Consider the following 25755-nt stretch of genomic DNA (forward strand, 5'->3'; position numbering starts at 1 on the left):
GAAGATATCATCCTTTCTTAATTTATTGGTGTTTCAACTTATATTTTAATAGGATGATATCTTCTTTTCAACTATATATGGAAATATATTCTATTTCCCTACTGTAATTTTACACTAACTATTTGCCCCTATATACATAAAAATGCAATTTCGGCTAAGCGAAATTGCATTTTTCAAAGGACACATTTAGATTTATATCTTCCTTCTAACTGTCTCTATAACTTCCCAATATTACCTCAATGAGATGTTCCCCTCCGTCATTTTGCAATAAAATATACTTTTCGGCAATTTTATTCCCGTCAATCATTATATAATTAACCCCTCTGTTGACTTTATACGGATTTTTAATCAATATATTATAACGGGTATTTTTATATCTGTACTTAATAGTATATTTATCCCATTTCCTCGGTATACATGGATTTATATACAATCTGTTTCCTTCCTTTTTAAATCCCAATATATCTTCAAGGCCAACTTTGTACATCCACCCTGCCGATCCCGTATACCACGTCCATCCGCCTCTTCCTACATGAGGATTAACGTTATAGACATCTGCTGCCATAACATAAGGTTCAACTTTATAATTGGAACATTCTATGGCACTCCTTGAGTGGTTGATAGGGTTAATCATGTGAAAAAGCTCATAAGTTCTGTCTCCCTTTCCGGTTTTGGCAAAGGCACTTATTACCCATATTGCCCCGTGAGTATATTGTCCTCCGTTTTCTCTCACTCCGGGAACATAACTCTTTATATAACCGGGGTCTTCGGATATATTATCAAAAGGAGGAGTAAACAAAAGTATCATACCCTTATCTTCATTAATTAAATATTTTTCTAATGAATTTAGGGATTTTTCAATTCTGTCCCAATCTCCCATTCCCGATATTACTGCCCAAGATTGAGAGATAGAATCTATTATACACTCACTGCTTTCTTTTGACCCTATGGGAGTCCCGTCATCAAAGAAAGCTCTTAAATACCAATCTCCATCCCAGCAATTTTTTTCAATGGAATATTTAATATCATTAATAACTCCTTTGTACCGGCTGACTTTCTCCTTATCATTCATTTTTTCACATATAGGAATAAATTTCTCAAGTACCGATATAAGGAACCATCCAAGCCATACGCTTTCGCCCTTTCCTTTAAATCCTACTCTGTTCATACCGTCATTCCAGTCTCCCGAACCCATAAGAGGTAATCCTCTTTCTCCGAAGACAAGGGATTTCTCTATTGCTTTTACACAATGCTCATAGACGTTCTCTTCTACATTTGAAATATCAGGTATCTCATATCTTTCATATTCTTCTTCATTTAACGGCATACTTTCTATAAAATAAACTTTCTCATTTAAAATCTCATAATCTTCCGTAATCTTGACATATTCGGCTAATACATAAGGAAGCCATAAAAGATCATCTGAACATTTTGACCTTATTCCCTTGTGGACGTCAGAATAGGGATCCGGATGCCACCAGTGTTGTATATCCCCTTCCAAAAATTGGTGACGGCAATTTAATATAATTTGTTTTCTTGTTAACTCAGGAAACACATATATGCAGTTCATACTGTCCTGAATTTGATCTCTCGCTCCGTAGGCACCTCCAACCTGATAAAATCCTGCCCTTGCCCATAACCTGCAAGCAATGGTCTGATACAGAAGAAAATTATTCATAAGTAGATTCATGGATTCATCGGGAGTTTCTATCTGAATTTTAGTTAACAAATCCGTCCAAAAATATTTGGCTTTCTCCAGCATCATTTTAGAGTATCCAATGTCTTTATATTTGCTTATCGTCTCTCTTCCGCTCTTGACTCCCTTACTTTCACCAATTAAAAAAACCAATTCCTTTTCTTTTCCCGAGGGAACAGTTAAATCAATATTTATTACACAGCAAGGGTCCATGCCTATTCCTGCCATATTAGAAAAGCTGTCTCTTTTCATTCCTTCCGGATTTTCGAAGGAACCTGAACCAAGAAATTCTTTTCTATCTCCCGTGTAGCTTTTGATCTTCTCCGATGAACCCATATATAGGGTACTTCCTCTAAATTCACTATTAGTACTGTTTAGTGCATAAAATATCTCTTTTTTTTCATCCATATATGTTTCAACGTGCTTCCTTTCTTTGCCGTCTTCAACCCCTAAAACAGGTCTTGCGAAATATGCCAAGGATAATTTCCTTTCAAAAGGAGAATTGTTTTTAATCTTTATATAATTAATTTTTATATTGTCTTCCATGGAAACAAACATAGTCAAATTCTGCTCCATTCCATTGCTGTCATGATAAAAATTTGTATATCCCATTCCGTGGGAGATAATATAATCCTCATTTTCTCTTATAGGCCCAGGAGTTATATTCCATATATGCCCTGTTTCTTCATCCCTTATATATATGATCTCCCCCGACGGATCTTCTGCTAAATCATTGTACCAAGGTGTAAGTTTATTTTCTCTGCTGTTATCAGCCCAAGTAAAACTGCTTCCCCTTTCGCTTACTATAAATCCGAATTTGTCGTTGGAAATAACATTTATCCAAGGTAACGGAGTATTGATATCCTTATTTAATTTGATAATATATTCCCTTCCGTCTTGAGAGAAGCCTCCATAACCATTGAAAAATCTTAATTCTAAATTTTTATCCGAAGAATCATACTTTATCGGGTCTTTATTATATTTTTTATAAGGTATGCCAACCTTTTTGTAATTTTCCTTTATATATCCTACAGATGAATCTATCACAATATTTGCCCATTTATAAAAAAGCCCTTTATCCTGCAGAGGTATGTCATTGCCATTTTGTATAAATATTCCTCCTTGTATTTCTACAAAATTTCCTCTATATTCGTAGACCATATCTCTCACATTATCTAACAAAGGTTGATAATATGAGTTTCCATCTTCAATTAAAATCAGCAAATCAATTTTTATACCTTTAAATGTCCAATACTCATGAGCTCTTAAAATAGTTTTTAAGTTATCAATTCCGTCTACATTTTTGATAACTACCAATACCAAGGGAAGATCCCCTGAAATTCCGTAAGCCCATAATCCGTTCTGCCCTTTTTCATTTTTCCTTATTATTTCATCATATCTTCTTTTACTGTTGCCTTCCAGCAGTAAAATATCATTCAGAATATCCTGATACAGCCTAATTTCATTGGATTTCAAGTTTAAATATCCTATTTCCGTCTGACTTCTCGTATAAGCTAATTCCAGCGACCTTTCCATTTGTCCTTGGTCCGAATATTTTTTGCCGATATTTACGGCATTTTCTTTTGTATCGGTAATTCCGGTTAAAAAATAAATTGTTATACTTTCCTTTCCTTTTATCTTAACCCTTTTTCCTATACTCATAATGGGATCCAATACAACTCCGGCCGTATTCGTGAGTCCCTTAGATAAAGCATTGGGATATCTCAAATTTTTTCCTCTGCCAACAAAATTCAGCCTGTTGGTCTCATATTGAAAATTTTCTTCCGCATTTTCGTATATCTTTCCCATATGGTATACCCATACTTTTTCTTCATTTTTATTTCTCTTTCTTCTCTCTCCGAGAAGCATATGGATTTCTTCACATATCTCGGTTTTTATAAATAAATTGTTAAAAACCGAATGGGTAGTATCATTTTCTATCTTATCCCCGACTAATTCCAAATAGCTTGTTATTTCTATTAATGTATCTTCATTGCCGATATTCTTTATAGTAATTTTCCTGACTTCTCCTTCTTCTTCAGGAAGAAGAACTATTTCCGTTTTGGTTTCAATATCCCCGTCCAACCTATAAAAATCAACCTTATGATTTGAAAATTCCACCTTATACTTTTCGGGAATTACATTAGTCGGCTCATAGGTATTAGACCAGAATTTATTCCTTTTCAGGTCGGAAATATATACAAAATTCCCGTAACTTTTAGTTAAAAAATCTTCTCTCCATCTGTTTATATATATATCGCCTTTTTTTGAAAATCCGCTTCCTCTGTTCGTAATCATCAAAGAATAGTCTCCCGATGACAATACATGGCATTTGGTATAGGAAAGACTTCTTTCATCATACCTTCTTATAATATTCATCTCATTTTTCTTGGCTTTTTCTTCTGTACGAATAAGATTTTCGGTTTCCTTTGCCACAATAGCTCTTAAAGGTATTTTTTCCTGAAGAAACAGCTCTCCGCATTTCATCTCCGGATCTCGGTGAAATCTCTTAACCATGGAATTATCCTTCAAAAAATTGTCTATGGATACGAATATCATTCCCTGATGATGGGTCATATAACTTTTAACTACAGCTTTATCCATATTCATAGGAAGTCTGCTGTAAGTATAATCTATGGATTCAAAAAATCCGTATTCTCCTTCCAAGTTTTCCTCTATTAATTTTCTTATATTCTCTAACGCAGCCTCATAGTTTATGTTCAAAGACAGAATAGTAGAATAAGGGGATACTACGGTATCGTCCTTTAGTCCTCTTTTAAATCCCAAAAATGGAACTCCAAAGGCTTTATATTGGTAGTTCAAATTGGAATCAAAGGCAAAGAAACACGACTCGGATATTCCCCAAGGTATCTTTTTATCCGTTCCATAGTCTATATGAATTTTAACCGAAGTTTTATAGGTTTCATCCAAAAGCGTATTTTTGTAACTCTTTATTGTCAAAGCAGGCATCAAATATTCAAACATGGTTCCTGCCCAAGATGCTAAACTTCTGAACCCTTTTTTCACGACCAAAGGTCTCCCCAGTTTAAACCAATGGTCCGCGGGTACTTCTCCTCTCGATAAAGATATATAGCTGGCCGTTCTTGCTTCAGAAGCCAATAAATCGTAATAGGAATTTACAATCTTTTTATCCTCAACATTATATCCAACGGAAAATAAACATTTTTTGTTATCGTATAAAGGTTTGAATTTTGTTTCGGATATTAAATGTTCAATATTGTCTATCAGATTCTTACATCTTTCTATAAAATCCTCAGCATTACATTTCAATCTAAAAAGGTCTTTATATGAATCACTTTCTGCTTCCTCTTCATTAATCAGTTCTTCATAATATTTAACTAATTCTGCAGGTTTTAACTCAAATGTATCTTCTATATTGCTGTCAGAAAAAAATTCGGTATATTCAGCTTTTAGATCTTTGATAAATCCTATAGAATTTTCTAACCACTTATCTTTTTTATTTTCATTATTATCTTTACAAACAATAAATTTATTTTCTATATCGGTTAATTCCTTTTCCCTTATCTTAGACACGGAGTTAAATTCATTCAAAATCAAATTTCTTACTTCATTATCCTCAATTAAAACCCCCGTATCAATAAAGCCGTCAATAATACTTCCTTCAAAAAACGGTCTGTTTAAATATTCCTTAATTCCCTCTTTCAGCACTATCAAATAAGCTACAAAATTTCCGCTGTCTACGGTCGAAATAAAATAAGGTCTTAAGGGTTTTAAATCCAAAGTTCCGTACCAATTATATAAATGGCCTTCCCACTTATCCATTTTGTTAATAGTATAAATAGTTTTTTCTATCAAATCGATCATACGTTTAGTACTTATATATCCAAAATCCCTTGCCGAAAGTACCGCTAAAAGATAAAATCCTATATTGGTCGGAGAGGTTCTGTAAGCCAATCCGTTATATGGATATTCCTGAAAATTATCCGGCGGAATAAAATTGTTTTCTTCATTTGTAAATTCTTCATAATAATTCCAAGTTTTTCGAGATATTCTCCTCAAGGTTCTTAAATCCTTTTCTGATATCATCTTTTTTTCATCTTTATCTTCATTGCTTATTTTAAAAGCCGCTATGGGAGAAATAAACCACAAAAAGCTTATTATCAATCCTATCCATATATTATGGGGATTTAATATATAAACCAACGCTAAAGTCAATACGCTAATTAATACACCTTTATTCATCAACTCAAAATAGCTTTTTATATCATTGGTAAGTTCTTTTTCTACATCAAAAGCTGTGGTCCATTGGATTAAGTTTTTCTTTGTAATAAAAACTCTGCACAAAGTTCTTATTATGGCATCAGCCATCATATAACTTTCATAAGGTAAAAACATGAATGAAAGTGTTCCTTGGTATATCAGCCCTTTCCAGCCTGTAATTATATTTCCGTTAATTTTGATCATACTTATCCTGAAATTTCTATATAATATGGATTCTATAAATCCGATTATAAAGGGCATAAATAAAGAAATCAGACTTATTCCTATCCATATGTATTTATTCCCCGGGAAAATTATAATTCCCAATATCAAAGTCAGCATAGTGGCAATGGGAGAAATACTTCTTCTCATATTATCCCATATCTTCCATCGGGAAATAGCGTTTATTGACCTATCCCGAGAAAACAAAAATTTTATTAGCTGCCAATCTCCTCTTACCCATCTATGTTGCCTCATTATATACGAATTATATTTCCATGGATATTCGTCTACCAATTCTATATCTGAAGCAAGGCCTGCTCTCAAATAAATTCCTTCTATTAAATCATGGCTTAAAATGCTGTTTTCCGGTATCTTATCCTTCAAACCTTGCTGAAATGCATTGATGTCATATATTCCCTTACCTGTAAATATTCCTTCTCCAAAAACATCCTGATATACGTTGGATACGGATGTTGTATAAGGATCTATTCCTCCATGGCCTGCATAAATCCTTGTAAACAATGACTTGTTTGCACTTTCCATATTTACCGTTATTCTCGGTTGAATAATTCCGAATCCTTCACGAACGATATCTCTATATTTATAAACTTCGGGGGAATTTAAGGGATGACTTATAGTCCCTACTAACTTATTAACGCCTCCAATGGGGATTTTAGTATCAGCATCTAAAGTAATAACATATTTGATTTTTTCCGTTAAATTTTCTACATTACCGGAAATAACATAAAATGTAGTGTCTTTTTCTCCTGAAATAAGGTTATTAAATTCTACTAAAGCTCCTCTTTTTCTTTCCCATCCTGTCCATTTTCCTTCAGTTTTTGAATAAACCCTTCTTCTGTGAAAATAATAAAATATATTTTCATCTCCGGCATATTTTTCGTTAAGTTTATTAATCCATTTTAGTCCTTCTTCTGTTATCTCGTGATCATCTTCCATCTCTTCTTTTTCAGAATCCGCAAAATCTCCTATTATCCCAAAATAAATATTTTTCTCTTTATTAGACAGATAATGGGTTTCAAGATTTTCCGCAAGCTCTTTAACCCGTTTCTTATTGGTAATAAGAGTTGGAATAACCAAGAATGTTTTACATTTTTCAGGTATCCCTTCTTTAAATTCAATTTTAGGAAGAAGTTTCGGTTTGTATACTTTGGAATATATTTCATTAACAACTGCAGTTGAAATAGTCATAAAGGGAATAAATACAGTTAAAAATATAACTACTCCCATACTCGTTCCATTTCTTAAAAAACCATATCTCGCCAATATACCACTCATAAGCAGAGATAATAATACAATCGGAATTATATAAAGAAATGAATTGTTCAAATACATAAGTGATGATTTCCCTGTATATCCTAAACTTTCAAATATTTTTTTTCTTCCCTTATCAAGTATATAATATCCAACGTGACTTTCTCTGCCCATATTTTTCTTGTCATTTTCTTCTTTCGCCAATTCTATAGCTTTTCTTGCTATAAAAGTCTCCTGAGTATTTAATTTTTCGGCTAATTTTTCTACCTGATATCTATAATAATTTTTGGATTCTTTATCCATATTTTGATATACTTCCATAGGGTCTTCCTTTAATATTTTTTCTACGACGCATAATGATTCAAATATGTAATTCCAATCCAAGTTCGATATGGATTTCATACTTGTTATTCCATTCCCTATGGATATTTTCATATGGCCTTGTTTTTTATATTCTTTCTCCAATACTGTTTTTATATCTGTCCCCAGATAAGTAATCTTCTTCTCCAACAAATTTGCATACAAATTTCCATCTTCTTTTTCTTTTTTCACTCTTTTAAGAAGATGTTCAATAAAGGAGGTATTTACCTTTCCATACTTATCTATATACTTTTCAATTTCATCTATATCACTTAATGGTACTTCTTCTGCTTCCTTCCACACTCTTTGAGTTTCGTCTGTTTTTATTGAAATATTTCTTACATATTCCATAAGGGCAAGAGTAAACATAAGAGATAAAGCTGATATTTCCTTTATGGAAAGAATGGTTTCTCTTTGATAAAAATTTATGAATTTAATAATGTTTTCCTCTGTAATTATTCCTTCAGAATGGGATATCAGCTCTAAGGCTACCCTGTACACTCTTGGATAGCCCTTAAGAGGCCCTGCAGTCAAAGTTCTGAGTTTGAATTTTTTTTCTCTTTCAAGATTTTGTCTGACCATTTTATATTGAAGTTCAACAATATAGAAATTGTCCAAAAGCCATTCGGAGGCTTTTGGCAATTCTCTTTTTTTATTAAACTCTTCATTCAGATTTAAATATATGTCCTCAATATCTTCAAAATTTCTATCTAATCTATTGAGCAGACAATATTTAACATCCATACTCTTTTCCCCTACATCTATTCTTCCGATTTCCCTCGCATGTTTAAAAAGTTCTTCATTATTTAACAATACATCTGCCACTTCAATATATTCTTTGTTATCCTTTCTTAAATAAATAACAATGTATATGATAAGCAATAACAAAGTAGCAAAATACATGAAAAAAAGCTGCCACATGAATATTTCTTCCTCCCAAACAAAATATTATCTTTTGTCTTCCAAAAGTCTTTTAATTTTTTCATAGTAGAAATCCGATATTTCTTCTGCAAATTCTTCGGTACTACCTTCAGCATATAAATTAAAAGTAGGTTTCTCAATATCAGGAAGTATTAATGCCCAACCGTTTTTATCTAAAAACCTTACTCCTTCAAACATCTCCAGTTGCTGCTTTTTATCTTCCGACAAAAGTCTTACAATCTTCCCTTTATCTTCCCACTTGCATGGTATTTCTTTCTTTATAAAATGAAAATCCGGTATCTCTGAGGCAATATCTTTCAACTTTATATTTTTATAGGATACATAATCTATTATTTTCCCTGCAGCAAATAGAGCATCAAAACTTAATATATATTGGAAATGCGAATCATCTTTTTCCATTTCCTTCATTATCTCAGACACATTCGTTTTTGTTATAGATATACTTCCTCCGTAATTTTCCGCCAATGAAACAGCTGTCCTTGGAAAATTATAAGGAATGACTATGTTTTTAATCTTCTTAGTTTCCAATCCTATCAAAAAAGTAAGGAAATTATATTTTTCGTCTTTTATAAAATTTCCTTCGTGGTCAATTAAAATAATATTTTCCCCATTCTGGAAAACTATTATACCCATATCTCCCTTTACAGATATAATTTTTTCTTTTATCTCCTTTAATTCTTCTTCTAATATGGAAACAGTATTACAGCCTATATTCTTTAAATATTTCTCTGCCAGACCAATAATATATTTTGATTTTGAGCCTATAACGATTTTAGGCCTTTTCTCCTTTATTGATGAAATATGATCAAGAATCTCCTCTCCGTATTTTAGATAAAGAGACGAAAAATTTGAAATTTCAATTATATCCTTTATTTTGCCCCCATTTGTTCTATTAAAATCTCCGATAGAAAATTCATTTTCAATTTTTCTTTCTTGAGTTCTGTCAATATTTTTCCCTTTATCATCAAAAAACTCTATTGATATTGTGTCTGAATTTGAATCTCCGCAGCTTACAAAAATACCTCCGTCTCCTTTAAGGTAATTGACAGCATATCTTACCATGGGAACAGTTCCTACACGAATATCCACCATTCTTCCTCCCGCGGAAACTACTCCCGAATTTAATGCATTTTTTATGATTTGAGATGAATCTTTCTCATCGGAAGCTATGACAAATAAACTTTTTCCTTGATATAATGAAGCAAATGCTCCTCCCAATTTTGACGAAAACTCCGTTGTTATATCCTGATTAAATATTCCGGATACGCCTCTTTTCCCAAATATATTTTTAGAAACACCGGTACCCCAGATCAAATCATTTTTAACAACCATATCCCTTTCAACTCTTTTTTCAGGCCATACTTTAACATTAGATTTTATAACAGCGTTATCCTTAATTATGGATGAAGTGCCTATTACCGAATTTTCAAATATCCTTACTCTATCGGATATCCTCACACCATCACACAAGACCGATTTTCTTATCTCGGCATTGTTACATATATGGACATTCTTCCATAGGATACTCTTCTTAACAGATGTATTTTCGCCTAAGTAGCAATTATCCCCTATTACGGTACAACCATAAATCTTTGAATCCTTCTTTACTATAGTATTTTTTCCTATATAAACAGGAGGAAACAGTTGAGCGCCTTCTTCAACTATTGTTCCCCTGCCTATCCATATGCCTTTTTTTACTTCTTCGGCATCCTCTACAGGAAAAACTTTTTTCTCCAAAAAATCAACGTGAGTATTCATATAAGAATGTAAATCTCCGACATCACACCAATAATCTGAAGTTATATATCCATACATTGGAATACCATCTTTAAGCAAACGAGGAAACAAATCCTTGCCGAAATCAAAATTTTCTCCGGCCTTATAATAATTCATTACTTCCGGTTCAAGAATATATATTCCCGTATTGATAGTATCGCTGAATACTTCTCCCCAACCGGGTTTTTCTAAAAACTTCTTTATCCTCCCATCTTCGCCGGTAATTACTACACCATATTCTAAAGGTATGGGCTCTTTTTTTAAAATTAAAGTAGCTTTTGAATTATTTTCCTTATGGAATTTTACGGCCTTGGTTATATCAATATTTGTAAAGGCATCTCCACTTATTACTAAAAACGTGCTGTCTAAAAATCCTTTAGCATTTTTTACACTTCCTCCAGTTCCGAGAGGGACATCTTCTATAAAATAACTCATATGAACCCCATATTTTTCTCCTTCGTTGAAATATTCCGTTATTTCGTTGGGTAAATAATGAAGAGTCACAGCTATATCATAAATATTGTGACTTTTCAAAAGTTTAATTATATATTCCATAACGGGTTTATTAAATATAGGAACCATAGGTTTTGGAATCTGACATGTAAGAGGTCTGAGCCGAGTTCCTTTTCCTCCGGACATTATTACTGCTTTAATTTTTATCACTCCCATCTTATTCATATAAGAAATATTCTTTGATAGAAAGCAAAAATCTATTCATGAAAAAGAAAAAACCTTGGAATATACCAAGGTTCTAAATCAAAACTATTTTTTGAATTATCCATCATAATATAGGTGGCTCTCACCGTACCGCACTGGCGGCTCTGCTGAACAAGAATATTTCCCATTATTTAAACACATCAGTTTCCAAAATATAATTGATAAAAATGGCTTTTCTTATCTATGAGATCTTCAAATCTTCCATTTTCAACTATTTCTCCATTTTCTAAAACAATAATATCATCATATTTTTCTAAAATATTTTTATCTAGTCTATGGGTAACTGTAATTAATGTTATATCTTTTTCTAAAATATTATTTTCAACTATATTATAATTTTTACCATCTAACGCAGATGTGGCTTCATCTAAAATAAAAATTTGTTTACCCTCTACTACGGATCTGGCAATACCAATCCTTTGTTTTTCACCCCCAGAAAGTTCTGAAACAGTTCTATCTATTTCAGTATCTAATTTATTAGGTAGGCTCTGTATTTTCTTGTATATATTTGCAAATTCTAATACTTCTGTTAGTTTCAATTTTGTATTTGATTTAAAATAACTTAAATTATCTCTAATTGTTCCTTGGAAAAAGGATACACTTTGTGGAACATATGAAATATTGTCATATACACTATTTATATTTATAGTTCTCAATTCTAACCCATCTACAAAGATATCCCCGGAATAGTCGTAATAATATCCCAATATACTCTTCACTAACGAGCTTTTACCGCTCCCGCTCCCACCTACTATAGCATATTTTTTACCAATTTCAAAAGTATAGTTAACATTTTTTAAAATTGGTTTATTGATAGTTAAAAAGTAATTTTTAAATTCTATACCTTTATTAATATTGTTCAGTTCTACTAATTCATCTTTCTTATATTCTTCGTTATTGAATTTTTGAATGATTTTTTTACTGCCTTTAATATTTGAAAAATTGCTACTAATTGTACTGAGAGGAGCTGTAATATTACTGGATATAAAAGTTATAGCAAAAACTTCACCTACTGTTAGAATACCGTGAATAGATAAAAACATGCCGATTAATAATGCTCCCATCATTACAAAAATCGAAGTTATGGCTGCAATATTGGATACAATCCCCAAAAAATTATATGCATTTCTTTTTGTAGTCAAAGCTGCTTCATTGATTTCATTATGTCTAAACTTTATAGAATCCTCTGCATTATAAGTTTTTATTACATCATAACCTTCTAATAGTTCATTTAGATTCATAGTGTAATTAGATATACCGACACTATAGTTTGAAAATTTTTCTGATAGCTTTTTTGTAAAAAGGTTTGGTATTAATACAGGGATGAAACTAGCAATAATTATAAATATAGTGATTCCCACATTAATTTGTATTACAAACACTATAGCTATTATCAGCTTAATCACATGATTATAGGTAAGCCTTACGGGGTTAAAAAATTGTTCTTCTAATAATTTTACATCATTAATAAGTGAAGAGCTATATTCTCCACAATCCTTTTCAATAAATTTATATAATGGTTTCTTACCTATTTCATTAAAGATACCAAGCCTAGTTCTCTTTAAAGTTTCAAAATAATATTTTTGCTCAAATACATTGGCTAAAAATTGAAATGCCAATAAAAGTGCAAGAGTTAGAGTTATTTTAATAGCATAATCTTTAAAATCATTAGTTGATCCGCTGATTCCAATATCAAATGCAGTTCCTAAATCCTTGCTTAAAATGTTTACAAAAATTGCCGTAAATATGTATAATATCGTAAGTCCAAGTATCTTTAAGGGACTATGAAAAAGTGCTTTCAGAACTACATTGTTTCTTTTCTTCATCGTTTTCCCCTCCCTTGCTATCTTGGATTAGATTGTAAAAATATGTGTCTTTCTTAAGCAATTCATCATATAAACCGTGTTCCGCTATTTCTCCATCTTTAAAAACTATAATATCATCATATTTATATAGATTATCGTTAGGTCTATGGCTAATCATTATTATAGTCTTATCAATGTCCAAAATATTCTTTTCAATTTCCATAGAATTTTTATTATCAAGTGCAGAAAAGCTTTCATCTAATAAGAAAATAGATTTATCTGATAGTAACGCCCTAGCCAATGAAATTCTCTGCTTTTCTCCTCCTGAAAAATTCTTTCCGCCTTCCTCTATATATGTATCGATACCATTAGGTAGGCTTTTTATTAATCCATCAAGTCCTGAAAATTTAACGGCTTTATTTATCTCATCATCTGTATATTTATTTGAGAATAAAGTTATATTATCCTTTAAGGTTCCACTCATTATGAACACTTTCTGTTGAATATATGCCATTTGTTTCCAAAGTGAGCTGTTTTTAATTGTTTTCAGCTCCATATCATTAAAAAATATCTGACCGTCATAAGTTTTATAAAAACCCATAATAAGTTTTATCAATGTACTCTTACCGCTGCCGCTGCCACCAAAAATTGCATATTTATATCCTTTATTAAATGTAAAATTAATATTTTTTAAAACTTGTGTATCATTATAGGAAAAACTTAGATTTTTAACATCTATTCTTTCAATATCATCAATATCGTCTAATGAATCTTCAAAATCATTTCCCTCATTTAAAAAAGTATCTACTTTTTCTTTAACATTTTTACTTGCATTGATTTTTTCATAATAGTCCAGTATGGATGATACAGGGTTACCTATATTATTTGCATATCCAAACAAGGCTGTAGCTGCAGAAACTTCTATTAATTTAGCTACAACATCATTTACAAAGACTATCAAAGCTCCAACTTTTAAAAAATAAATTACAACAGCTGCCAAAACAAAGTTTATTGCACCTAGGAATTTTTCATTATATCTGGTATCCTCCAATTTAAAAACATCATCTTTAAATTTTTCTTGAAATATAGTATGTTTATTGCTTGTTGTGATTTCTTCCATACCATAGATATATTCATTAGTTTTATCATTGTATCGAGTCATTGCCTTTGAACTATTAAGCCCAGCTATACCAATTTTTTTCTTAAGTAAAGAAGGTTGTATTAGAGAAGGTATGGTCAATAGCAAAATAATAAATACATACTTTAAATCAATTTTTGCAATAAAAAATATCATAACCAAAATTTGAATTACTTCTCCAATGATATCGACTAAACTCATATAGTATTCATTTTCTAGAATATCAACATCATTTACAATCATGGAAGAATAGTATACATTATCCTTCTCATAGAAACTATTATAGTTTAAATCAAGTAATTTGTTTACCATATCTCCCCTTAAGGATTTTGAAACTCTATAAAGAATATATCTTTCAATAAAAAACATAATGATTACAAAAATTAACATCCCTAAAAGCATTAACATAACTTGAATGGTAACAACTTTTCCTTGAGCAAGATCATTATTTAATGCAATATCTGTTATCCAAGAATATGAAGTAAATATTAAAGTTAGAAAAGCATAGGTCACAAGGGAAAATATCCCATAGATAAATAGAAGTAATTTGTTTTTTCTTAAATAATTAATCATTGGAACCCCCTTAATAAAATATTTATTATATCTTTTTTACACTGACTTTATTGTTTGGCTTTTTACTAATACATACTTTTGTAGTTTTATACTCAACAGACTTAGTTTTTGTATTTTGTAGCGAAATAACATCAACTGGATATTCAACTATAACTTGAGTTTTATACTTATCAAAATTCAGCATAAATGCTTCCTTACCTAGATGAAACATAAATATAATATTTTTGTTATTTGTATGACTTGCCAAAGAATAAGAAATAATTTCAATAAATTTAAGAACTACTTGAAAAAATTCATCTTTTAAATTTTTATATGTCGAGTCAATATCAACATTATTAATAATATTAATTAAATCACTTTTATAATAATCATAAATATCATAAATGTATTTGTTTTCAAATTCTCTTATTAAATAATAATAAACGTAGTTAAAAAACCTATATAAAAATACTAATGAATATACAAACTCAGAGAGATAATCAGTATTTTCTCTAACCGGAGTATTAAATTCACAAAAATTTGTAAAACAATTAATATTATTGGAAATAAGAGATTCATATTTTTTTATAAATTTTTTATCATAAAAAAAACCATTAATTCTATTTTTATCAAAGTATAAATCATTTATAACCAAATCTAATTCTGTAGTACTTGGAAAAGGTGTAAATCTATGCAACTGTATATTACTAATTTTTAATTTTATCATCTCATTAATAAAATACAGTGTAAGATGTAGGTCTTCGAGTGTCTCTTCTTTAAAACCGTACATGAAGGACATAGTTATCTTAACATCTTTTGTACTTAACATCTTGATTTTTGTTAATGCATCATTTATATTGATGTTTTTATTAATTATTTTCTGCATACGTTGAGAACCCGTTTCAATACCAATATAAATAGCCTTGCAACCAACATCAAGCATTATATCAATTAGTTCTTCATCGATAGTATCTATTCTTGCAGAACAACTCCATTCAATATCAATATTACTTTCCTTTAGTTTTTTACAAAAATCAATCACTAAATCCCTATTAACAGTAAATAAATCATGTTCGAATGTGAACGTATTAATATTATAATTATTTTTAATATATAATATTTCTTTAATTATGTTATTATTAGTTTTTAATCTAAATTTGCGATTCCAAAACTTGCTAGTGCAACAAAAACTACAGGAAAAAGGACAGCCTCTCCCCACATCTATTGGATAAGACACTATTTTCTCCTTGACAATAAATTTATCTAAAAATATGGGTTCAATAAGTTGAATTGAATTAACATCTACCATAGATGTATCTCTATCGGTAAATAAAATTTTACCTTTATTTCTATATGCTAAATTAGGAACAGACTTCAATTCATCTAATGAATTATTCAAAATTGATTTCACAACAGCTAAAATATTTCCTTCTCCTTCTCCAATCATTATCATATCAATACATAAAAAACTTTTCATGGTATCTTCAGCAGATAATGAGGCTTGTGGCCCTCCTAAAATAATATAAATATCATCTAATTTGTCATTTTTAATTCTATCTTTAATTCTATTAGATAAATCAATAACAAAGGGGTAGTTATCATTCATAGCCGTAAAACCTAAAACTGTTGGGCTTATATCAATGATATCATCAACTATTTGTTCAAGGATTTCATCATGTACATTTGAAAACTTCTTGTTATTAACGTACTTTTCATAAGAAAAATCATATATATCCACTGCAATATCGTTTCTGTATAAAATGCTTGCTAAATTTAGTAAGCCAATATTCGGAAATTCGCGGTAATCGGCGTTCCCAATATTTAAATTATTAACTAACAACATATCCATCTGAATCCCTTTACCCCCTTAAAAAAATAACGGTCTCTGTATAAAGGATCATATTTATCTACATAAATTTACATATACTAAAATTTAGACGTTAGATACTATTGAAAAAACTACGTTATTTCAATACTAATCTTGATACCGTCTTTAGTTTCTTCTCCATCAATTAAAAATTCCTCAGATTCAATGGCATTTGCTAATTCTTCATTATCAATAATTATTTTACCATTGCTAACATTAAGATCATTTTCTTTTATAAATACATCTTTCCTCTTTTTAGTCATATTTTCACCTCCTCTGCTATTATATCAGAGACCATTATTAACATAACTAACACCGTTAAAGTTTGTATCAAAGTTTCAAAACGGTTTAAATTTTTTTAAATTTCCCAATTGCAGATACAAAAGCATATGAGTCTTCTGAGTTTGAATCTTCTATACTCTCAAATTTCTTCAATAGCTTATTATATTCTTCAAGAAAGCTATATACTGTGTCTTTATTACATTTAATAATTATATTATGTGCAGTCCCAAATTCATCCGAATATATATTATTTATTAATTCTTTAATAACATCAGAAAAATATTTTATCATTTCAATAGTATCGCTAAACTTTCCATTATCAATGAAGTCTAAATTCTCTTGTAATTTATACGTTTTCTTTATCATATTATTTGAGTCAATATCAGATTCAACAATTATGAGACCGTTTTCATCAAGTGAATTCAATATTTGTTGAACTTTGAATTTGGAGATATTTGTTTCATTACATATAGAATTTATGCTTTTGTAATCATTAAAAATAGAAAGTATAACATTGAATACGTTCTTATCAACAATATTTATATTTGGTAACGATTTATTAGCTATACTCATAATTACCCTCCTATAGTAATTATATTTAACTAATCTTTTCTAAATTTTCTATAACTATATCCATATTAGTATCACCTATTATAGCTAGTCCAAGATTATTATACCTTAAAATATTTTTACTTTTCTTAACCACATCATCCAACTGTATTTTCTTAATCTTCCTTATAGTATTCTCTAAAAAATACAGCTGATTATATGAAGCATATTTCCCAAAATATATCAACTTTTTACTTAGGTCATTAAAATCGAGATTTTTTTCAGTAATAAGAGACATTTTGGCTCTATTAAATTCTTCATCATTAATACCTTCTCCTAACAAATGATTAATTTCTTCAACAATAATACCAGTTGCTTCTTCAACATCTTCATGTTTACAAACCACAGAGATTGCAAGGGTTGAAAAATCTTCATATTCAGTAACAAAACCTCCAACATTGTACGCAATACCCTTTTCTTGTCGAATCTTTTGAGTAATTCGTTGGCTCATTATAGGATCTGCAAGAATTTTAATTAACATTTCAGATATTAAAATATCTTCTATATTACCATTCTTAACTTTAAAACCTAACGAGAGAACGCTGTTGGAAGTATTGGGAGTTTTTTTGTAATAAATGCCAGGTGTATCGATAATATTTTCATTAATCTTAAACGTTGGAGTGTCTTCCCAATCTTCAAATATATCCTCGATTAATTTTATACTTTTATCATAATCAATATCCCCTATCAAAATTAGAACAGCATTTTCTGGTGTGTATGTATTCGAAACTATTTTTTCAACATCTTCAAGTTTTATATTGCTAATATTATCTAAAGACCCTAAAATATTTCTTCCAACTGAATAGTTGCCATAAATTGCTTGATTAATACATTCAACAATTTGATTAAAAGATGCATAATATGACCTAGCTTCTTGAAGAATTACTTTTCTTTCATTAAGAAATATTTCCTTATCAAATTTAGTATTATTAACAACAATAGATTTAATAGTTTTTAAGCAAATATCAAGGCTCTCTTTTAAACCTTTAAAATGATAGTATGTATACTCCTTTGTTGTAGTGGCATTATAAGTAACTCCAAAATCATTTAAACTTTGGAAATTTCTCTCAATATCCTTGTTATTACTATTATTTCTATTAAATGCCATATGTTCTGTATAGTGAGAAATTCCATTCATTTCATCGTTTTCATTCTTGCTGCCTTGTTTTATCCATATTCCAGTAGCTATCATTTTTATATTAGGAATTTTATGTAAAAGTACTTGTAGTCCGTTTTCAAGATAGAAGTTCAAAACCTCATTCATATATTATCACCTCCCTAAACCATTATCTATATATATATTTATGAATAAATATTATATATACTCGTTCACACTTATAAATACTATATTAATTTTACTGTATAATTAATATTAAGTTACTATATTTGTATTTGTCAACCGAAAATTAGGTCAAAAGACCATTTAATTTTAGGTCACTTTCTTGTAAATAAATGTGCCTCTAAAATTTGTGTACAAAGGCACAAATACTTTAAGCTGTTAAAGATTTAATAGATGCACCATTTTCTCTTAATGTTTCTCTTAGCCGATAAGAATCACCCTCCATGTCGACAAGAATTGCCTTGTAAGTAAGTCTATCTATCATCGCACTTGTAACTGTCGGATCACCGAAAACCTCAATCCAACGCTCAAATGAAAGGTTAGAAGTAATTATTGTTGATTTCCTTGCTGCCCTTAAAGAAAGATTATTAAACAGCAGATCTGTCCCTTCCCGGTCAAACGAGGTGTACCCAAGTTCATCTGCCACTACAAGGTCATATTTTTCAAATCTATTCTCAAAATATCTCAAGGTCTTAGCGCTATTGCTTTCCTTCAATGTAGTAACCAGTAGTGGAATTGTCGTGAACAGAACCTTATAACCTGCCATGCAAGCCTTTAATGCTAAAGCAATACTAACCATAGTTTTTCCGGTTCCCGGGTTACCGGTCATTATGATATTTTTGCCTTTTTCGATAAAATCAAGTGTTGCTAACTCAGGAAGTCTTTTCTGCATATCTACTGGGAGACAGTCAATTTCAATATCTTCAATATATTGCCTGTAAGGCAAATGTGCATTTCGAATACGACATTCAATGGAACGCTTATCCTTTTCTTCCATCTCATAAGTTAAAAGCTTATGAAGAAAATCCTCATAATCAGCCGCTTCAGATATTACTTCTTCATAGTGAGTTTTAATTCCTTTAAGTTTCAATATATTACAGTATTCTTTAATCTCTTCATTTAATTTAACCTTCATACTATACAGCCTCCTTGTTAAGCTTTCTTGATTGGAGTGCTGCAAGTTTATCATAAATCGATAATGTGCTCCTTGATTTTTCAGTTAGATGATCATTTAATGGAACAGTAACGCAAATTTCTTTTTCCTTTCTACTTTCACAAATCACCTTAACCTTATCAGCACTCATATCCATTGGTGACAGTTTTTCAAGTTCCCTTAAAGCTTCTGTCACAGCATGGATTCCTTTTTCATAAATAATTTCTAAAACTTGTAGAAATGTCTTGGCATCTTTGGTATAATACTGTTCATAGATATATTTGATCTGGGTGTCCGTTTGGAGCAGTGCTGTGCTTCCTTTGAGGGCACCTGGTTTTTTATGTAGAGTTCTAAGATAATGATGAATCTCAATTTTCCAGTCATGCAGTTTAAAACTGCGGTCATGTTTAGCTACAATGCTGTTATCGTAGTAGATAATTATCTTATCTGTAAACATCTTCACTTTTACCATTTTACCAACTAATGTATCCGGCACAGAATAATGATTTTGACTTACCGTTACGGTCGAATATTTGTCAACACGGTTTTCTGAATAAATACTGCTTTCAAACTTAGGTAAGTTAGGAAACAAGTGTTTTTGCTCTTCTTTAAAGATTTCCATCGGCACCAATCCGTTAGATGTTTCTTTATTATTAAGCTTCATACATTCTTCAAAAAGAAACTTGTTTGCTTCTGCAAGAGTGTCGAATTTGTCATTACCCGGCTCACTGAATACTTTTCTTCTAACATATTCTACACTTCTCTCAACGTGGCCCTTTTCATTGCCTTTTGCAATATTCGTGAACCTAAAGTTGAATCCATAGTATATTGATAATTCTGTCAATGCTTTTGTTGGCTCTTTTTCGAACAATCCAACAAATTTCTTAACTGCAACCCTCATATTATCATAGACCATTGTTCTAAAATTACCTTTGCAAAATGAGAAAAATTCTGCATGTGATTGTTGAAATGCTGGAGTATCTTGAGATTTAAAAAGCATTGAATATCTGATTCCGCTTTTAGCAGGAGTAAAAACTGCCATTTGATAAGCTTTATATCCTTCTCCCCCTATATCTAATTTTGCCGTACCCCAGTCAAATTCACATACATCTCCAAGAACATATTCTTGTCTTATGAAAGCTTCACGATGCCTATCCTCGATTGTTTTAACTAATCTTTTAACTGATGAATAACTAATATTAAAATTTTTCTTTAACAAGTATTCATGAATATCAATTTTTCTCATTTGCTGCTTTGACATACCGTTAGCACGCTTCCATTCATTAACCTTTAAGCATTCTTCAATTACTTCAATCATCTCAGATGTTACCTTGTTTGGCCCTCTGTTTTCAGAATTGTATTTTGGTTTTTCAACAATTGCTTGAATTAATTCTTTTGTATCTGTTTCAGGATTTTTTGCTAAAAGTTCTTGCTTTTGATTTTCATACTCATTTACATATTTATTTACAGTATCCTTGCTCATGTGAAGCTCACTGGCAATGCTTCGATTGCTCATACCGTCAATATGTTTAAGTATGATTTTTTGTTTTTGATTCAATTTTATCACTTCCTTCTCTTCCTCCTCCCAGTTTATACTGAAAGGATACCATATTTTCTTAAGAAAGTGACCTAATTTTCAATGAGCCAGCTGACCTATTTTTAGATTAGCATAAACAATATTCAAATCTCGCTGTAGTTTTAAGACTTATTTATTAAATTTTATTAATTATGTCTATATTTAAAAATTTAATAAAAAATAACACTCATATTTTACACGATATCTTTTCCGTTAAACTAACGTACTCTTCAAATTTAACTAACTAATGATATTATATCAATAATATCATAAAAATTATAACGAGTAAAGATATTTCCGTAATTTTTTTTACTTATCATAACTTTTTAAAAATTCTCTCAGATAGGCATCGTCACGGAGCTCCCCAAAATTCATATCAAAACAAATCATGAAATTAGAACACAAATATTTGGATAAACTGCTACTTCTGGGAATGAGTAAAAAAATGAAATTAGCAAAATATTAATGTATTTAGCAAACGAATTTTTTTAAAATAAATTTTGACGGTAAAAATTTTATCTTTTTACCGTCATGAATAATTCAGGTTATTTTTTAATTCTATCCATAATCTTTCTTTCAATAAGGGATATGTTCTCATTCGAATGGTTTTCGCTTTTACCTGTAGAATAAATATATATTTTGATTTTGGGTTCCGTTCCCGAAGGCCTTATCGCATACCAGCTGCCGTCATCAAATTTATATTTAAGTACATTTGATTTTGGCATATGAGTTTCCTCTACAATCCCTTTCTCTAAGTCTTTAATCTCTCCATTTAAATAATCCATAGTCATAATGAGTTTTTTGTCTCCGATTTGAGTAATGGGATTTTCTCTGATTTCTTTCATTATACTTTCAAATTTTTCTTTACCTTCCAATCCTTCCAATACTATAGATATCAGTTTTTCTTTGTAATATCCAAATTCCCTATATAACTCTTCCAACACATCCAGCAAGGTTTTGCCTTCTTTTTTATAATAAGCGGCCATCTCTGATATAAGCATGGAAGAAATAACTCCGTCTTTATCTCTTACCATCGTTCCATACACATATCCTATACTCTCCTCAAACCCAAATATAAAAGTATGTTCCTTAGTTATATCAAATTCGTTGGCTTTGCTGCATATATGTTTAAACCCCGTTAAAGTTTCTATGGTTTCCACATTGTACTTCTCTGAAATTCTTCTGCTTAAATCTCCCGTAACTATTGATTTTACTATCACTCCATTTTGAGGAATTGTATTTTTCCTACTTCGTGATGATAAAATATAGTTTACCAAAAGAGCTCCTGTTTGATTTCCGTTCAAAAATACATATTCTCCCTCTTTATTTTTAACCATGCATGCAACCCTGTCACAATCAGGATCTGTTGCTATTAATATATCTCCGTCTACTTCTTTACCCAATTTTTGAGCGTAATCGAATACCTTGGGATTCTCAGGATTGGGATAACCGACTGTAGTAAAGTCAGGGTCAGGATTCTCCTGTTCCGGCACTACAAATATATTTTTAAATTCTCTCTCTTTTAATACTTCTCTTACAGGTCTGTTGCCGGTGCCGTTTAACGGAGTATATATAATATTTATATTTTTATCTATATTGTCATTAAGAGACAATCTTAATACATTTTCTATGTATTCATCTTCTACTTCCTTCCCTATTATATTTAAAAGTCCTTTACCCAGGGCTTCTTCCTTACTCATAGTCTTAATATCTTTAAAACTTTTTATAGCCTTAATATTTTTTAGTATTTTCTCGGCTATATTATCAAGTATTTGAGAGCCTTCTTTCCAATATACCTTGTACCCATTGTAATCCTTAGGATTATGACTTGCCGTAATGACTATTCCGGATAATGTCTTAAGTCTCCTTATTGCAAAGGAAAGTTCCGGCGTAGGAGCTATATCCTCAAATAGATATACTTTGATTCCGTTAGCGGCTAAAACCAAAGAGGCTTCTGTTGCAAAATCTTTAGAATAATGTCTGATATCATAGGCTATTGCAACTCCCATTTTTTTTGCTTCTTCCCCAAAACCAGCTATAGTATCCGCTAATCCTTGAGTTGCTAAAGATACGGTATATTTATTCATTCTATTTGTTCCGGCTCCGATTTTTCCCCTAAGCCCTGCAGTTCCAAAACTTAAATCCGTATAAAACCGATCTTCTATTTCCTTAGCATTATCTTTAATAGATAAAAGTTCTTCTTTGGTATTTTTATCAAAATAATCTTCTTTTAACCATGATTTATACTTATCTATGTAATTCAAAATAATGCCCTCCTTTATTTTAATTTCTATTTAAAAAATTTAAAACATTTTGCACTTGAACCATTACCCCATAAACAAGACAATCTTCATCTATATCAAATTTAGGGGTATGATTTCTATATACAATATTTTTTTCTTCATTTTTAGAACCAAGAAGGAAAAAACCTCCGCTGCATTTTTCCGAGAAAAATGAAAAATCCTCCACCCCGAAACTGGGATATTTTATTTTTATCACATTTTTCTTTTCAAGAAATCCTTCTCCGCTTTGCTTTATGATATCTACCATTTTATCATCATTAATCAAAGCATTATAACTTTTTCTCCTTTTGATTTCTCCTTTTCCTCCCATACTTTCAGCTACTTTCTCAACTATATTTTTAATTCTTTCTATAGTCCTTTCTCTCGTCTCCTCATCTAATGTCCTGACTATTCCTTCAATTTCAACTCTATCAGCTATAATATTACCTGCATATCCTCCATTAATAACGCCGAGAGAAATTACTCCTGAATTTCTGGGATCGGTATTTCTGCTTATGATAGTTTGAATTGCGGTTATTACATAAGCAGCAATAGCTATAGCATCTACTCCCAAATCAGGATATGCTCCGTGGCTGTTTTTACCTTCTATTATTATTTTAATCATATCCGATGCAGCATTCATTTGACCGTATCTTATTCCTATCTGTCCCGCATCCAATCCGTTATCTACATGAAGTCCAAATATTCCGTCTACCTTTGGGTTTTCCAATACTCCTTGTTCTATCATGGGCTTTGCACCGCCTGTCGTTTCTTCGGCAGGTTGAAAAAATAATTTAACATTTCCTTTTAGTTCATCCTTTATATCGTTTAATATTCTGCTCACTCCCAATAATATGGCACTATGAGCGTCATGGCCGCAAGCATGCATCTTTCCTTCAACTTTTGATTTGTATAAAACATCATTTTTCTCCTTTATGGGAAGGGCATCCATATCTGCTCTTAAAGCAACAGTTTTTCCTCCTTCCTTTCCTCTTATAATTCCTACAACTCCTGTGTTGGCAACTATTCTATATTCTATACCGATTTCTTTTAAATTTTCTATTATTTTATCTCTGGTCCTGTATTCTTCAAACCCTAACTCCGGGTGCATATGAAAATCTCTTCTTATACCTATGACCCAATCCTTTATATCCATAGCTCTGCTCTTTATATCCATATTATGCCTCCATATAATTATTCTTTTTTCACAATAATTATTATAATATTTTACCTTTCAAATTCATACAGCAGTTTTTAAAATCTCATATTATTATATCCGCTCCTGTAGCATCAACGCTAAGTTGCCACAATTTATCGGCTATTTCTTTGTCGTGGGAGAGATTTGAAGTCCTTTTTATTTTCTTTCTTATAAAATATTTCCCCGTAATTTTCTCGACCTCCGGAGAACATGCTAAATATACTAAGGTCTCACAACCTTTTTCCGGCGGTATAGCAAAGGGATTTTTCAATCTCCTTATAAACTTACCATTACCATTTTCCCTATTAATTCCTATTTCTGTCCTTACAAGTCCGGGGTGGAGGGCATTAACAGAAACTCCTTTATCGGCCAACTTTTCTGAAAGGCTTTCGGTAAAAAATATAACTGCTAATTTTGATTGGGTATAGGCTTTATATTTGGAATATCCCCTATTAAAGTTAATATCACCAAAATTAATTTTTCCGTATTTATGCATAGCCGATGAAACGTTTATTATCCTTGAAGGTGTACTTTTAATTAACAAGTCCAGCATAAGATTTGTAAGAAGAAATTGACTTAAATAATTCACTTGAAACTGCATCTCATATCCGTCTTCTGTTATCTTTCGTTCCAGCTGATTCATTCCGGCGTTATTAATGAGAACATCCAGCCTCCCATTCCGCTCTTTAAATTCTTTAGCAGCTCTTCTTATACTTTTAAAACTGCTCAAATCACATAATATATATTCTATCCTATTATTGCCCGTTTTTCTTACTATATCCTCAACTGCTCTTTTTACTTTTTCTTCATTTCGAGAAAATATGACTATCTTCCCGCCTTCTTCTGCCAACTTTATTGCAACAGCCTTTCCAATGCCTCCGCTTCCTCCAGTAATAATTGTCACCTTATTTTTATTCACAATAATCCCTCCAATAAAGGGTAGTAA

Annotated in this window: 13 protein-coding genes; all 13 read right to left on the reverse strand. The window is 30.9% G+C overall.

The genetic code is table 11. The annotated features are described in order from the left end of the window. Window positions 1–205: 205 nt before the first annotated feature. Window positions 206–8713: a GH36-type glycosyl hydrolase domain-containing protein gene (locus EQM13_RS12835; RefSeq protein WP_128752910.1), complete on the reverse strand. Its 8508-nt coding sequence runs from the start codon at window positions 8711–8713 to the stop codon at window positions 206–208. Window positions 8714–8740: 27 nt separating this feature from the next. Beyond that, entirely contained in the window at window positions 8741–11188 is a 2448-nt protein-coding gene (locus EQM13_RS12840) for a sugar phosphate nucleotidyltransferase (protein ID WP_128752911.1), read from the reverse strand. Between the two features lie 179 nt (window positions 11189–11367). Further along, window positions 11368–13053: an ATP-binding cassette domain-containing protein gene (locus EQM13_RS12845; RefSeq protein WP_128752912.1), complete on the reverse strand. Its 1686-nt coding sequence runs from the start codon at window positions 13051–13053 to the stop codon at window positions 11368–11370. Beyond that, window positions 13010–14743, reverse strand: a complete 1734-nt coding sequence (locus tag EQM13_RS12850) for an ABC transporter ATP-binding protein (protein ID WP_128752913.1) — start codon at window positions 14741–14743, stop codon at window positions 13010–13012. Before EQM13_RS12850 ends, EQM13_RS12845 begins: the two co-directional genes overlap by 44 nt. A gap of 25 nt (window positions 14744–14768) precedes the next feature. Further along, window positions 14769–16571 (reverse strand): B12-binding domain-containing radical SAM protein, encoded by a 1803-nt coding sequence (locus EQM13_RS12855; protein WP_128752914.1) that lies wholly within the window; start codon window positions 16569–16571, stop codon window positions 14769–14771. 110 nt (window positions 16572–16681) lie between these two features. Continuing rightward, window positions 16682–16852, reverse strand: a complete 171-nt coding sequence (locus EQM13_RS18280) for a hypothetical protein (protein ID WP_161567251.1) — start codon at window positions 16850–16852, stop codon at window positions 16682–16684. An 85-nt stretch (window positions 16853–16937) separates the two neighbouring features. Continuing rightward, window positions 16938–17444, reverse strand: coding sequence for a hypothetical protein (locus EQM13_RS12860; protein ID WP_114218486.1), 507 nt, complete (start codon window positions 17442–17444; stop codon window positions 16938–16940). 25 nt (window positions 17445–17469) lie between these two features. Further along, window positions 17470–18744 (reverse strand): M16 family metallopeptidase, encoded by a 1275-nt coding sequence (locus EQM13_RS12865; protein ID WP_114218487.1) that lies wholly within the window; start codon window positions 18742–18744, stop codon window positions 17470–17472. Window positions 18745–18970: 226 nt separating this feature from the next. Beyond that, window positions 18971–19735, reverse strand: coding sequence for an IS21-like element helper ATPase IstB (gene istB, locus EQM13_RS12870; RefSeq protein ID WP_114217624.1), 765 nt, complete (start codon window positions 19733–19735; stop codon window positions 18971–18973). Between the two features lies 1 nt (window position 19736). After that, entirely contained in the window at window positions 19737–21320 is a 1584-nt protein-coding gene (gene istA, locus EQM13_RS12875; RefSeq protein WP_128751667.1) for an IS21 family transposase, read from the reverse strand. A gap of 554 nt (window positions 21321–21874) precedes the next feature. Further along, window positions 21875–23593, reverse strand: a complete 1719-nt coding sequence (locus EQM13_RS12880) for a phospho-sugar mutase (RefSeq protein WP_128752915.1) — start codon at window positions 23591–23593, stop codon at window positions 21875–21877. A 19-nt stretch (window positions 23594–23612) separates the two neighbouring features. Continuing rightward, the gene (locus tag EQM13_RS12885; RefSeq protein WP_128752916.1) at window positions 23613–24788 is read right to left on the reverse strand and encodes a M20 metallopeptidase family protein; all 1176 of its coding nucleotides are present in this window, start codon (window positions 24786–24788) and stop codon (window positions 23613–23615) included. A gap of 85 nt (window positions 24789–24873) precedes the next feature. After that, the gene (locus EQM13_RS12890) at window positions 24874–25728 is read right to left on the reverse strand and encodes an SDR family oxidoreductase (protein ID WP_128752917.1); all 855 of its coding nucleotides are present in this window, start codon (window positions 25726–25728) and stop codon (window positions 24874–24876) included. Between the last annotated feature and the right edge of the window lie 27 nt (window positions 25729–25755).

Source organism: Acidilutibacter cellobiosedens (assembly GCF_004103715.1).
GTDB lineage: Bacteria > Bacillota > Clostridia > Tissierellales > Acidilutibacteraceae > Acidilutibacter > Acidilutibacter cellobiosedens.

Bases quoted from the DNA above. Each gene is read 5' to 3' on its own strand.
- EQM13_RS12835 (WP_128752910.1), bottom strand. From the start codon at position 8,713: ATGTGGCAGCTTTTTTTCATGTATTTTGCTACTTTGTTATTGCTTATC.
- EQM13_RS12840 (WP_128752911.1), bottom strand. From the start codon at position 11,188: ATGAATAAGATGGGAGTGATAAAAATTAAAGCAGTAATAATGTCCGGA.
- EQM13_RS12845 (WP_128752912.1), bottom strand. From the start codon at position 13,053: ATGAAGAAAAGAAACAATGTAGTTCTGAAAGCACTTTTTCATAGTCCC.
- EQM13_RS12850 (WP_128752913.1), bottom strand. From the start codon at position 14,743: ATGATTAATTATTTAAGAAAAAACAAATTACTTCTATTTATCTATGGG.
- EQM13_RS12855 (WP_128752914.1), bottom strand. From the start codon at position 16,571: ATGGATATGTTGTTAGTTAATAATTTAAATATTGGGAACGCCGATTAC.
- EQM13_RS18280 (WP_161567251.1), bottom strand. From the start codon at position 16,852: ATGACTAAAAAGAGGAAAGATGTATTTATAAAAGAAAATGATCTTAAT.
- EQM13_RS12860 (WP_114218486.1), bottom strand. From the start codon at position 17,444: ATGAGTATAGCTAATAAATCGTTACCAAATATAAATATTGTTGATAAG.
- EQM13_RS12865 (WP_114218487.1), bottom strand. From the start codon at position 18,744: ATGAATGAGGTTTTGAACTTCTATCTTGAAAACGGACTACAAGTACTT.
- istB (WP_114217624.1), bottom strand. From the start codon at position 19,735: ATGAAGGTTAAATTAAATGAAGAGATTAAAGAATACTGTAATATATTG.
- EQM13_RS12885 (WP_128752916.1), bottom strand. From the start codon at position 24,788: ATGGATATAAAGAGCAGAGCTATGGATATAAAGGATTGGGTCATAGGT.